Here is a 12,754-nt window from a genome sequence, read left to right on the forward strand (position 1 = left end):
CCCACCAGGTAGTCCTCAGGACGGATGCCGCAGGATCCATAACGATGCTGACGACCCCGCGCTGCGCTCCGCTTACCTTTCTCACGTGACCGAGAAGACCCGAAGCCCCGAGTACCGCCTGGCCCAAGGGGCGCTCAGCGGCCTCCGCCAGGACCTCTTCCACGACGCGTTCGCCTACCGGCCGTTGCCGCCGCTGCGCGCCGACGGGCCGCTGGTCAGGCGGCTGCCGGGCGAGCGGATACGCAGGGGCGCGGTGTGGCTGCCGCACGCCGTCGTGCTGTTCGTCGCCTTCTGCGTGCTGCTGCTGGCGGGCGCGAGCGGCGACGGTGACTTCGGCGATCTGCTGTTCGCACTCGTCCCGACGGGCGCCGTGGCGATAACGCTGATCAGGCCGGTCGGCGCCTGGTGGGTGTCGATCCTGAGCACACCGTTCGTGAGCGTGCTGGGCGGCTCCGACCGGGACTGGCCCTGGTCGCCCGCCGGCTTCCTGTCCCACCTCACGGTGCTGATCGTGGTTGCCATGCGGACCCGGCCGCGCACGGCCGGCTGGATGTGGTTCATCACCGCCGCGTACTCGGTCTTCGCCGACACGGTCCTCGGCCACGGCTACAGCTCCGACGCCCCGGCCATGCTCTTCACGTCCGCCGTGTCCCTGCTGTTCGTCAGCATGCTGCTGATCCGCCGCCACGCGGAGCAGGAGGTCGCCGTCCAGCAGACCGTGACCGCCGTCGAGCGCGACCGGCGCACACTGCTGGAGGAGCGCACCACCATCGCCCGCGAACTGCACGACGTGGTCGCGCACCACATGTCCGTCGTCGCGATCCAGGCCGAGGCAGCGCCGTACCGGGTGGAGAACCCGCCGGAGGAGCTGGAGCGGGCGTTCGCCACGATCCGCGAGAACGCGGTGGCCGCGCTGACCGAACTGCGCCGCATCCTCGGAGTCGTACGGGCCGAGGACTACGAGGCCCCCGACGCGCCGCAGCCGATGCTCACCGACCTCGACACCCTGCTCGCAGGCGTCCGCGACGCCGGCCTGGAGACGGAGAAGACGGTCACGGGTGCGGTGCGCGAGCTGCCCCAGGGCGTCGAGCTGTCCGCGTACCGGATCATCCAGGAGGCACTGAGCAACGCGCTGCGGCACGCCCCTGGCTCCACCGCCCGGGTCGAGATCTCCTATGTGCTGGGCGGCCTGGGCCTGCGCGTGGTGAACACGGCACCCCGGGGGCCGGCCAAGCCCTCCCCGGGCGCCGGCCACGGCATCACCGGCATGCGGGAGCGTGTGGCGATGCTGAACGGCGAGATGACCGCCGAGCCGACCGAGGAGGGCGGGTACGAGGTGACCGCCTTCATCCCCGTCGCCGCCACCCCCGCCCAGGAGATGTGATGACGATCCGCGTGCTCATCGTCGACGACCAGGCCATGGTCCGCGAGGGCTTCTCGGTCCTGCTGAACGCCATGCCCGACATCGAGGTCGTCGGCGAGGCGGTCAACGGCCGCGAGGCCGTGCGCCGGGTCGCCGAACTGGTGCCCGACGTCGTCCTGATGGACATCCGCATGCCCGAGCTGAACGGCATCGAGGCCACCCGCGAGATCGTGGCCGCCGACAGCGGGGCGAAGGTGCTGGTGCTGACCACGTTCGACCTGGACGAGTACGTGTACCAGGCGCTGCGGGCCGGGGCGTCCGGCTTCCTGCTGAAGGACGCCTCCGCCCGGCAGCTCGCCGACGGGGTGCGGGTGGTCGCGGCGGGCGAGGCGCTGCTCGCGCCGACGGTCACACGGCGGCTGATCACCGAATTCTCCCGGCTCGCCGAGAATCCGCGCCCGGCCGCGATGACCCAGGTCGGCGACCTGACCGAGCGCGAGACGGAGGTCCTGGTGCTGATCGCGCAGGGCCTGTCGAACGCGGAGATCGCCTCCCACCTGGTCGTCGCCGAGTCCACGATCAAGACGCATGTGAGCAGGGTCCTGGTGAAGCTGGGGCTGCGGGACCGGACGCAGGCGGCGGTGTTCGCGTACGAGGCGAGGCTGGTCACGCCGTCGTAGGCGGGGTTAGCGTCCCGTCATGGACGTCCCGTTCGCCCCCTGGTCCCCCGCCTTCGCCGCCGATCCGTATCCGGCCCTCGCCGAGCTGAGGGCGCGGGGCCGGGTGCACTGGTTCGAGCCGACGCGGCAGTTCCTGGTGCCGCACCACGCCGATGTGTCGGCACTGCTGCGCGACCGGCGGCTCGGACGCACCTATCTGCACCGCTTCACGCACGAGGAGTTCGGCCGGACGCCGCCGCCCGCGGCGCACGAGCCGTTCCACACGCTGAACGACCACGGGCTCCTCGACCTGGAGGCCCCCGACCACACCCGGATCAGACGCCTGGTGACCAAGGCGTTCACACCCCGGACCGTGCAGACGCTCGAGCCCGTGGTGCGCAGGCTCGCGGCGGACTTGGTCGCGGATTTCAGGCGCGCGGGCGGGGGCGACCTCCTGGCGGAGGTCGCCGAGCCGCTGCCGGTCGCGGTGATCGCGGAGATGCTCGGCATTCCCGCGTCGGACCGGGGCCTGTTGCGGCCGTGGTCGGCGGACATCTGTGGGATGTACGAGCTGAACCCGTCCGGGGAGACGGCGGCGCGGGCGGTACGGGCTTCGCTCGAATTCAGCGCCTACCTGCGCGAATTGATCGCCCAGCGGCGTGCGGCGCCGGGCGAGGACCTGATCTCGGCGCTCATCGCGGCGCACGAGGAGGGTGACCGGCTCAGTGAGCAGGAGATGGTCTCCACGTGTGTGCTGCTGCTGAACGCGGGCCACGAGGCGACGGTCAACACGACGGCCAACGGCTGGTGGACGCTCTTCCGCCACCCCGAGCAGCTGGCGGAGCTGCGGGCCGACCACTCGCTGTTGTCCACAGCTGTGGAAGAACTGATGCGATACGACACCCCGCTCCAGCTCTTCGAGCGCTGGGTGCTCGACGACATCGAGATCGACGGGACGGTGATCCCGCGCGGCTCCGAACTGGCGCTGCTGTTCGGCTCGGCGAACCGTGACGCCGAGCGCTTCGCCCGCCCGGACGACCTGGACCTCGCGCGCACCGACAACCCGCACGTGAGCTTCGGAGCGGGCATCCACTACTGCCTGGGCGCCCCGCTCGCGCGGATCGAACTGGCGGCGTCGTTCGGGGAACTGCTGCGGGAGGCACCGCGGATGAGGCTCGTCGCGGAGCCGGAGTGGAAGCCGGGGTTCGTGATCAGGGGGGTGCGGGAGCTGCGCGTGGAGCTGTGACCTTTCCCCACCCCGCCCTTTCCCGTAACCGGGGCATCGCCCCGGACCCCGTACCGCGCTTCGCGCGGCGTCCTCAATCTCCCCCTACGGCCTGGCGGCCGTGGGAGGGGCCCCCAGACGGGCTGATTTGTCTCCGCAAGATCCAGCCCCGCCGGCGATTGAGGCGCGGGGGCCCGGGGCGGAGCCCCGAAGCACGCGCCCGCCAGGGCGCGGGGGGCCATGGCGAGATCCTGGGCGTGGCCGTTGCGCCGGGCGTGGCAGGTGCCACGCCCGGTCAGGCTCCCGGTTCAGCTCATGTGGTTGTACGTGTTGCCCGTGTGGGCGTCCGAGATCGCGCGGGACGTGAAGGGGCGGTGGCGGTCGCCGGTACCGGAGTAGAGGTAGACGGTGTTGGTGCTGCGGTGGTGGGCGAAGAGGTCGGCCTTGCCGTCGTGGTCGACGTCGCCGGTGCCGATGAGCTGGGAGTAGGTCTGCCAGCCGCCGCCGATCCTCGTGCGCTGGGTGTAGGTGCCGTCGCCCTTGCCCAGGTAGAGCCACAGGACGCCGTCCTTGTCGCGGGCGACGAGGTCTCCGGCGGGTCCACCGGCGAGGTTTCCGACGGCGCTGAGCTGGTTGTAGATGTTCCAGCCGGTGCCGATGCGCTTGCGGGTCTCGAAGGGGCGGGCGGTGTCGCCGGTGCTCCGGTAGAGCCAGAGGACTCCGGTCCTGTCGATGGCGGCGACGTCGGGGCGGCCGTCACCGGTGAGGTCGCTGCCGCCGGTGATGTGGGCGTACGTCTGCCAGCCTGAGCCGATCCGCACTCGCTTGTCGAAGCCGCCGTCCTCTCGGCCCTCGTACAGCCAGAGCACACCGTCCTTGTCGCGGGCGACGAGCTCGGGGGTGAAGCCGGGGCTGTACCGCCCCGCGATGTCGCCGACGGTCTCGATCTTGTCGTAGATCTGCCAGCCGTCGCCGATCCGCGACCGCTGGTGTCCGTCCTTGGGGCTGTCCCGCCACAGTGCGCCCGAGGCGTCCCGGCCCAGCAGGTCGGCGAGACCGTTGTTGTCGAAGTCGTGCAGGGCGGAGGTGGGAGTGCCGGCGTGGGCGAGGAGCCGCACGGCCGGCCGTCCGTCCGTGCCGGGTGAGACGCGGAAGATGCCCTCGCCCTGGCCGGCGAGGCCGCCCTGGACGATCTGGGCCGAGCCGTCAGGGGTGGTGAACGAGGCGTCGACACGGTCGAGGAGCGTGACCTTCTCGCCGGTGCTGATGTGAAGGGCCGTCGCCCCGTACGTCACCCAGTCGCCGAGCAGGCTGATCTTCAGCTCCGCACCTGACGTGGTCCCCGGCACGGGGACGATCGTGTCGGCGCCGCTGGTCCGGTCGCGGACGACCACACGGAGCGTGTTCGTGGCGGTGTCGTCCTCCACCCAGGCCAGACGGTTGCCGGAGATCACGGGGTTGCGCGCCTGGTGAGGGTAGGGCTGGGTGAGGGTGGCGTCGGTCAGGTTGATCAGGCCGAGGCGCTGCTCGCCTTCCGCGGTCCGGAAGCTGATCAGGCCGTGCGTGGCGTCGCCCGGCCGCACCGAGCCGTAAGAGGCCTTCTCCGGCAGGCCCTGCACAACGCGGGGTTCGGTGTCCTTGGTCTGCAGCCACAGACGCGTGTACCCGCGGATGAAGAGGGCCGAGCCCGCGGTGCCGGCGTAGAAGCTGTCCAGCCCGTCGTCAACCGGCCGCATGCGGAAGGATGTGCCGGTGGACATGTCCACCGCCTCGTTCCCGAAAATTTCGCTGAATGTGGCGACCATGTCCCCGGATGTCTGGGCGCTCCCCTCGATCGTGTCGAAGTGGTGGTCGCGCGTCGCCCCGCCCTCGTACGGGGTCCATCGGAACTTCCCGTCCTCGCCGTAGTGCGGGACGTGCGTCAAGAAGCCTCGGGGGCCCGCAGATACCAGCCAGGCGCCGGGCACCATCGGGAGAAGACTGCTCGGCCCCTCCTGCGCGGCAGTGACCTCTGTCGCATGTACCTGGGTGGTGGTCAGCGAGCCCGCGCCGAGCGTGACGGCGAGAACGGTGGCGACGGCGGCGCCAAGACGCCGCCGGCCGGTGTGTAGGGAGAGCAAGGGACGTGTTCCTCCTGCGCGAATGGGCTGGGACACGACCGGTGCGTCCCACCCGGTCCGACCACCGACCGGGCGACTTGGTTGTACGAGAACGCGCGGCCGGCTCGCCCCCCACGCGTCGGCCCGCCGCCCCCAGGCGCCGTGCCCTGGCCCGCACCCTCGGTGGGGCAGCCCGGCCCGCGACCGGACCTACGTCTCCGCCGCCTGCGCCGCCGGCAGCGTGAGCCCCCACGCCCCCGGCCGCACCGTCCAGGTGCGGGTGCGGACCGGGCCCGTCACATGGGTGTCCGCGCGGTAGCGGAAGTCGGGGCCCGACACCGTCACCGTCAAAGCGCTGGTGCGGACCGGCTCCGGGATGGCGGGATGCCGGACGAGGATCTCCGCGCGGCCGTCGCGGTCCGCCCGGACCGTCACGCCCTCGACCGGGCGGTCCAGGTCCGCCAGCAGGACCCCGTCCGCCTCCACACGCAGCCGGTGCGCACGCCGCGCCGCCGGTGACGGCGGAGCGGGGCGCACCAGGGTGCGGACCAGCGAACGGCAGGCGTTCCACACGGACGCCTCGGCCCGCGCCGCCGCCCGCACCGCCGGGATCGACAGGCCGCCCAGCACCACGCCGTCGGACTCGTCGACCAGCAGATCCAGCCTGCGCACCACTCCGTCGAGCACCGCCCGCGCCGCCGCGACGGGTCCGGCGGGCACGCCGAGCGAGTGCGCCAGTTGTACCGCGGCGCCCACGGGGACCAGCGCGAGTGCGCCGTCACCGAGCCAGCGGTCGCGGTGCAGAAGGCCGACGGCGCGCAGCAGAGCGCGGTCGTCGCCGACCACGACCGGCCGCCGCTGGCCCCGCCGCGCGAGGGCCCTGGCAAATTCCTCCGGCCCGTCGGGCAGACAGATTTTCGCCTCCGAGCCCCCGCACAGCACATCTTTCGCGATACGTACGGACTCGCCGTCCATTCGGCGGGCGACCGGGTCGATGACCACCAGCAGCTGGTCGTGATCCGACACCTCGGTCCTTCCTCGGGTAGCATCTTTGTGCAAGAGCCCCTTGCGCTATTGCGCCAGGGGCTTCGTCTATTCCGGGGCAACCGGTCCGAATACTCAGGCACGGCTTCGGCCCCCTGACCTTGGTCTTGCCCCGCCCGGAAGGGGTGTACGCCTGTGCCCGCACTTGTGCTGCTCGGTGCTCAGTGGGGTGACGAGGGCAAGGGAAAGGCCACCGACCTCCTCGGTGGATCCGTGGACTATGTGGTGCGTTACCAGGGTGGTAACAACGCCGGCCACACTGTGGTCGTCGGCGATCAGAAGTATGCGCTGCATCTCCTCCCTTCCGGAATCCTCTCGCCCGGATGTACTCCGGTCATCGGCAACGGCGTCGTCGTGGACCCTGCGGTTCTGCTCTCCGAGCTGAGCGGGCTGAACGACCGCGGCATCGACACGAGCAAGCTGCTGATCAGCGGAAACGCCCACCTGATCACTCCGTACAACGTCACCATCGACAAGGTGACGGAACGGTTCCTTGGTAAGCGCAAGATCGGCACGACCGGCCGCGGCATCGGCCCGACGTACGCCGACAAGATCAACCGCACCGGCATCCGCGTCCAGGACCTCTACGATGAGTCGATCCTGACCCAGAAGGTCGAGGCGGCGCTGGAGTCCAAGAACCAGCTGCTCGCCAAGGTCTTCAACCGCCGCGCGATCGAGCCGGCCAGGATCGTCGAGGAGATGCTCCAGTACGCGGAGCAGATCAAGCCGTATGTCGCCGACACCACGTTGATCCTGAACAACGCCATCGACGAGGGCAAGGTCGTCCTCTTCGAGGGCGGCCAGGGCACCCTGCTCGACGTCGACCACGGCACGTACCCCTTCGTCACCTCCTCCAATCCGACCGCGGGCGGCGCCTGCACCGGCGCGGGCGTGGGACCGACGAAGATCAGCCGGGTCATCGGCATCCTCAAGGCGTACACGACCCGCGTCGGCGCCGGCCCGTTCCCGACCGAGCTGTTCGACGAGGACGGCGAGGCGCTGCGCCGCATCGGCGGCGAGCGGGGCGTCACCACCGGCCGCGACCGCCGCTGCGGCTGGTTCGACGCGGTCATCGCGCGCTACGCGACCCGGGTCAACGGCCTGACGGACTTCTTCCTCACCAAGCTGGACGTGCTGACCGGCTGGGAGCAGATCCCGGTCTGCGTGGCGTACGAGATCGACGGCAAGCGCGTCGAGGAGCTGCCGTACTCGCAGACGGACTTCCACCACGCGAAGCCGGTGTACGAGATGCTGCCGGGCTGGTCGGAGGACATCACCAAGGCGAAGACCTTCGACGACCTGCCGAAGAACGCGCAGGACTATGTGAAGGCGCTGGAGGAGATGTCCGGCGCGCCGATCTCCGCGATCGGCGTCGGCCCCGGCCGGACCGAGACGATCGAGATCAACTCGTTCCTGTAGGCCTGTAGGCCTGCTGCTCTGCAGGCCTGCCGGGCACGACGGATATGGTGCGAGGCCCCGGACGCGGATCGGCGTCCGGGGCCTTCGCGTCGGTTCCCGCCGGACGAGCGGGCGTCAGCCGGTGCGGCGGTAGGTGGTGGGGGTGTCCTCGCCGACCTCGTCGATGACGACCTCGTCGGCGCTCTTCAGCCGCATGTACTCCGTACCGCTGTCCTCGCACTCGTCGGCCGGTTCCGACACCGTCACGATCGACGGCCCCAGGCGCAGACCGGTGCTGTTGGCGTCCACGAGGACGGACTCCCACTCGCAGTGGTAGGAGGGGCCGTCATTGGTCCACTTGGCGACGACGTCGCCGTACGCGCCCTGCTCCAGGACGAGGGAGAGGCTTTTCTCGGGCTCGGAGTCCACCCGGTCCCAGGTGCCGAGGAAGGCGGTCGGGATCGGGGTCGTGGACGGCTGGGTCCTGGTGAGGATCGCGGTCTCGTCGCCGTCGCCGCTGGTCCAGGTGAGTGAACCGTCGTCGCGCAGGCGCAGGGTCTGTTCGCCCCCGTCCGAGCAGCTGTCCTCGGGGAGGCTGGTGACCGCGCGCGCCTCCAGGACCATCAGATTGTCGAACGAGACCAGCTTGGCGGCGTCCGTGCAGAGCATGGTGTCGAAGGAGCTGAAGGTCGTGGCGACGTCCTCGCCCTCGACGCCCTGGGTGATGGTGAAGCGGCGGAACGAGACGATGGTGCCCTCGGAATCCTTGCCCTGCCCCTGCCAGGTGCCTAGGTACTCCTTGTCGATCGAGCCCGCGACGGAGGCCGAGGGGGCCGCGGCGGGGTCGCTGGTGGTGGGGTCTGCCGCGGGGTCGTCGGTGGTGTTGTCGGCGGACTCGTCCGGGGTCGTGGATCCACCCCCGGCGCTGTTCTTGTCGTCCTTCTTGCCGTCGCCCAGGTTCAGGGCCGCGTACGTGATGCCTCCGGCCAGCAGCGCGACGGCCAGAGCGGCGGAGCCGAGGACCAGCCCTGTGCGCCTGCGGCGTGCCGGCGCGGGGGCCGGTGCCGGCGCCGGAAGCGGTGCGCCGAAGACTGCCGGCTGCGGCGCCACCGGTGTCGGAGCGGGTGTCGGTGCCGGTGCCGGTGCCGGTGTCGGAGCGGGTGTCGGTGTCGGTGCCGGTGCCGGTGCCGGTGTTGGAACGGGTGTCGGCGGCGGCGTGGGTTCCGGCTCCGGGACGGGCACGGCGGCCGGCGGGAGCGGCGAGGTAGCGGGAGTGTGCGAGGGTGCCGGGGGAACGGTGGGCGGCGGGGGTACGGCCCGGGTCCCGGGCGCCTCCGAGTCCAGCAACTGGGCCGCCCGGCGGCCCAGTTCCGCGATGAGCCCGGCCGGCAGCCAGGGCTCGTCGTCCGCGTCGACAGCATCCGCGGCCGTGCGGGCCACGAGATCCGCCGGGGTGGGCCGGGCTGCCGGGTCCTTGGCGAGGCAGCCCCGCACCAGCTCCGACAGCCCGTCCGGGAGGTCCGTCAGGTCCGGCTCCTCCTGGGCGATGCGGTACATCACCGCGTGCATCCCGCTGTCCGACGAGCCGAACGGCTGACGGCGGGTGGCGGCGAAGGCCAGCACCGAGCCGAGCGAGAACACGTCGGAGGCCGGGGTGAGCGGCTCGCCGCGCACCTGCTCCGGGGACATGTAGCCGGGCGAGCCGATCACCGCGCCGGTACGGGTCAGCTTGCCGTCGGCGGTCACCGCGTCGAGCGCGCGGGCGATCCCGAAGTCGATCACGCGCGGGCCGTCGATGGTCACCAGGATGTTGGCGGGCTTGAGATCGCGGTGGATCAGCCCGGCCTTGTGGACGGCGGTGAGCGCCTGGGCGAGACGATTGGCGAGGATCCGGACGGAAAGTTCGGGCAGCGGCTCCGCCCGTCCGGCGATCACCGCGTGCAGCGACGGCCCGGGAACGTATCCGGTGGCGACCCAGGGCATGGCGGCGTCGGTGTCCGCGTCCAGCACCGGCGCGGTCCACTCGCCGCCGACGCGACGGGCGGACGCTATCTCCTGGGCGAACCGCCTGCGGAACTCGGGCTCGGAGGCGAGTTCGGCCCGGACGAGCTTCACGGCTACGGTCCGGCCACCGGCCGAGCGGGCCAGATAGACCTCACCCATGCCCCCTGCGCCGAGGCGCGCGAGAAGTCTGTACGGGCCGATATGTGACGGATCGTCAAGTGTCAGCTCATCCACGCGCCGATCCTTGCACAGTCACGGGACGGCGCATTGGCTGATGCGGGCTCGGGAACGTCTGCTTCCCGCTCGTGACCTGGGGGGCCGTCTGGTGGGTGGGGGTGCGCCGCGCCTTCTGGAGGCCGCCCAGCAGGTGGTGGCGGGCGGGGGTCGGGGCTCACCGGGCGAGCGCTGGACAGGTGCGAGGCCGCAGCCCAGCTCACCGGATCGCCCGCATGGCCTCGTCAAGGACAACGCTGAGGTCATCGGGGGCCTGACGCGTGGTGGTGTCGTCGCTGTGTGCCGCTCGGCGACGTCCGCCACGACCGCGTCGATCGCCGCGCCGTCGGTGACGTCCAGCGCCACGGCCTCGACCTGGTCGGGGTGCGCGGCGGCCAGGTCGTCCAGCGACTCGACGCGACGGGCGGCGGCGACCACGACGTCGCCCGTACCGACCACCGCCTCGGTGATAGCGCGTCCACTACGCACGGGCAGCGGCCCGGGTCGCCCAGGCGCTCTGAGGGGTCAGGGTCTCTTCAGGGCAGCTTCCACAGGCGGACGGTCCGGTCCAGGCTCGCGCTGGCGAGCGTCCTGCCGTCAGGGCTGAAGGCGACCGACATGACGCGGTCGGTATGGCCGGTGCGGGTGGCTGCGCTCTTGGGGCTCGCGACCTTCCAGATACGTACGGCTTTGTCGAAGGCCGCGCTGGCGAGGTACGTGCCGTCGGGGCTGAAGGTGATCGACGTGATGTAGTCGGTGTGGCCGGTGAGGGTCGCGGTGGTGGTGCGGGTGGCGAGATCCCACAGGCGGACCGTGCCGTCCGCGCCTGCACTGGCGAGTGTCCTGCCGTCAGGGGCGAACGCCACGGTGTACACGACGTCGGTGTGGCCGGAGAGCGTTGCCGTGCTCGTGCGGGTGTCGAGGTCCCACAGCCGCACGGTCCTGTCGCTGCTGCCGCTGGCGACAGATGATCGGTCGCGGCTGAACGCCACCGAAGTGACCAGGTCGGTGTGGCCGGTGAGGGAGGCGGCGTCCCCCAGGCGGACCGTGTCCCCGTTGTCACTGGCCAGGATCTCGCCGTCGTGGCTGTAGGCCAGCGACTGCACGGCGCCGCCGTAGTCGGACAGGGTCTCGGTGGTGGTGCGGGTGGCGACGTCCCACAGCCGAACCGTGGTGTCCGCGTCTCCGCAGGCCAGGGTCTTCCCGTCGGGGTGGAAGGCGAGTGCGTGGACCGTGGCGCGGTGGCCGGTGAGGGTCGCGGTGGTGGTGCGGGTGGCGAGGTCCCACAGCCGTACGGTGTTGTCGCTGCTGCCGCTGGCGAGTGTCCTGCCGTCGGGGCTGAACGCCAGGGAGAACACGCCGTTCTCGTGGCCGGTGAGCATGAACTCATGGGTGGGCTCTACGTCGTCGGGCTCTGCGCCGGGGAGGTAGCGCACCGCGAGGGTCGCCCCCGTCGCTGTCGCCAGGACGCCGAGGCCCCCGAGGACGATGCCGCGTCGACTCGGCCGCCGGCGTGCGGTGGCAGCCGTGGGCTCGCGCGTCGGCTCGGGCGTCGGTTCACGCGCCGGCGCAGGACGCGCCTCGGGCGTCGGCGCAGGACGCGACTCAGGCGACGGAGCGTTCTGGGTGGGGGCCGAGTGCAGGTCCGGCGTGGTGGGCACCCCGGGGGCGGTGTGCGGGTACGGGGTGGCCGGCGTCGCATCCGGAGTGGTGGGACGCGGCCCCGGTGCGGTGAGCACGGCCGTATCGGGATGCCGCTCCCGCACGGCGGGCGCGTCCGGGACGGGGAGCGGCTCCGGTGCGGGCGCGACCGGATCGGTACGCGGATCCGGGACCTCCGTCGCCTCCGCAGCCGGACCGGCACCCTCGTGCCGCAGCGCGCTCAGGCGCAGGGCCACCGCGTCCGCGTCCGGACGCTGCTGCGGGTCCTTGGCCATCAGGGCGCCGAGGAGCTCGGCCAGCGGCCCCGCGTACCGGGGTGTCGGCAACGGCTGGGTGAGGACGGCGACGATGATCGACGTCAGTGTCGGGCCGTCGAACGGCGGGCGTCCCTCCACCGCGGTGTACAGCGTCGCGCCCAGCGCCCACAGGTCGGCGGGCGCCTCCGCCCGCTTGCCCTCCAACTGCTCGGGCGGCATGTACTGCGGGGTGCCGATGATGCTGTTCGTCCTGGTCAGGTTGCGGGTGGCCGCATCCAGGATGCGGGCGATGCCGAAGTCGGTGATGACGGGACGGCTCCCGGCCAGCAATACGTTGTCGGGCTTCAGGTCGCGGTGCACCACACCCGCGGCGTGCGCGTGCGCGAGGGCGTCGACCATGGCGGCAGCGATCTCGACGGCCCGCTGCGGGGACAGGCGGCCGTCGCGGGCGACGAGGGCGGCGAGCGAGGGCCCGGGGAGGAACTCCATGACGATCCACGGCGCACCGTCGTGCTCGGTCACGTCGTAGACGGTCACGATGCCCGGGTGGCGCAGCCGGGCGGCAGCTCGTGCCTCGCGCTTGGTGCGCGCGATCACCTCGTCGCGCAGCTCGGGTGGCAGGTCCGACAACAGCACTTCCTTGACCGCCACTTCGCGGTCGAGGGTCTCGTCGTGGCCGCGCCACACACGACCCATGCCTCCGTGCCCGACCGGCTCGACCAGCCGGTAGCGCCCGCCCACCAGGAGTCCCGCCGTCCCCGCCATGGCGGCCACTCTAGCGAGCGTGATCACAGGCGTCCTGGACATGCCGTGGGATCCCAACGGCCATA

General features: G+C 71.6%; 8 protein-coding genes and 1 pseudogene. 4 read left to right on the forward strand and 5 right to left on the reverse strand.

All coding sequences use genetic code 11. The features are described 5' to 3' along the window. Positions 1-85: 85 nt before the first annotated feature. The 3 genes from ACH5AF_RS27405 to ACH5AF_RS27415 are packed head-to-tail and all read left to right on the forward strand — an operon-like array spanning position 86 to position 3,268. The gene (locus ACH5AF_RS27405; RefSeq protein ID WP_398905169.1) at positions 86-1,384 is read left to right on the forward strand and encodes a sensor histidine kinase; all 1,299 of its coding nucleotides are present in this window, start codon (positions 86-88) and stop codon (positions 1,382-1,384) included. Then, entirely contained in the window at positions 1,384-2,043 is a 660-nt protein-coding gene (locus tag ACH5AF_RS27410) for a response regulator (RefSeq protein ID WP_398905171.1), read from the forward strand. Before ACH5AF_RS27405 ends, ACH5AF_RS27410 begins: the two co-directional genes overlap by 1 nt. 19 nt (positions 2,044-2,062) lie before the next feature. Then, the gene (locus tag ACH5AF_RS27415) at positions 2,063-3,268 is read left to right on the forward strand and encodes a cytochrome P450 (protein ID WP_398905172.1); all 1,206 of its coding nucleotides are present in this window, start codon (positions 2,063-2,065) and stop codon (positions 3,266-3,268) included. A 287-nt stretch (positions 3,269-3,555) separates the two neighbouring features. Here ACH5AF_RS27415 and ACH5AF_RS27420 read toward each other — a convergent pair whose 3' ends face one another. Then, positions 3,556-5,367 (reverse strand): FG-GAP repeat domain-containing protein, encoded by a 1,812-nt coding sequence (locus tag ACH5AF_RS27420; protein ID WP_398905174.1) that lies wholly within the window; start codon positions 5,365-5,367, stop codon positions 3,556-3,558. Between the two features lie 189 nt (positions 5,368-5,556). After that, positions 5,557-6,372, reverse strand: coding sequence for a diacylglycerol kinase (locus ACH5AF_RS27425; protein WP_398905175.1), 816 nt, complete (start codon positions 6,370-6,372; stop codon positions 5,557-5,559). A 153-nt stretch (positions 6,373-6,525) separates the two neighbouring features. On the opposite strand from ACH5AF_RS27425, the gene ACH5AF_RS27430 reads away from it, so the two are divergent. After that, positions 6,526-7,809: an adenylosuccinate synthase gene (locus ACH5AF_RS27430; protein WP_398905176.1), complete on the forward strand. Its 1,284-nt coding sequence runs from the start codon at positions 6,526-6,528 to the stop codon at positions 7,807-7,809. Between the two features lie 114 nt (positions 7,810-7,923). Here ACH5AF_RS27430 and ACH5AF_RS27435 read toward each other — a convergent pair whose 3' ends face one another. From ACH5AF_RS27435 to ACH5AF_RS27445, 3 genes and pseudogenes are all read right to left on the reverse strand, one after another. Next, the gene (locus ACH5AF_RS27435; RefSeq protein ID WP_398905178.1) at positions 7,924-10,026 is read right to left on the reverse strand and encodes a serine/threonine-protein kinase; all 2,103 of its coding nucleotides are present in this window, start codon (positions 10,024-10,026) and stop codon (positions 7,924-7,926) included. 279 nt (positions 10,027-10,305) lie between these two features. Then, positions 10,306-10,500: pseudogene (locus tag ACH5AF_RS27440) on the reverse strand (short-chain dehydrogenase/reductase); the annotation flags it as partial. Positions 10,501-10,541: 41 nt separating this feature from the next. Then, positions 10,542-12,731 carry a protein kinase gene (locus tag ACH5AF_RS27445; RefSeq protein ID WP_398905179.1) on the reverse strand — a complete coding sequence of 730 codons (2,190 nt, stop codon included), beginning with the start codon at positions 12,729-12,731 and terminating at the stop codon, positions 10,542-10,544. Positions 12,732-12,754 lie beyond the last annotated feature (23 nt).

Origin of the sequence: Streptomyces sp. NPDC018833, assembly GCF_044390825.1 — a bacterium.
GTDB lineage: Bacteria > Actinomycetota > Actinomycetes > Streptomycetales > Streptomycetaceae > Streptomyces.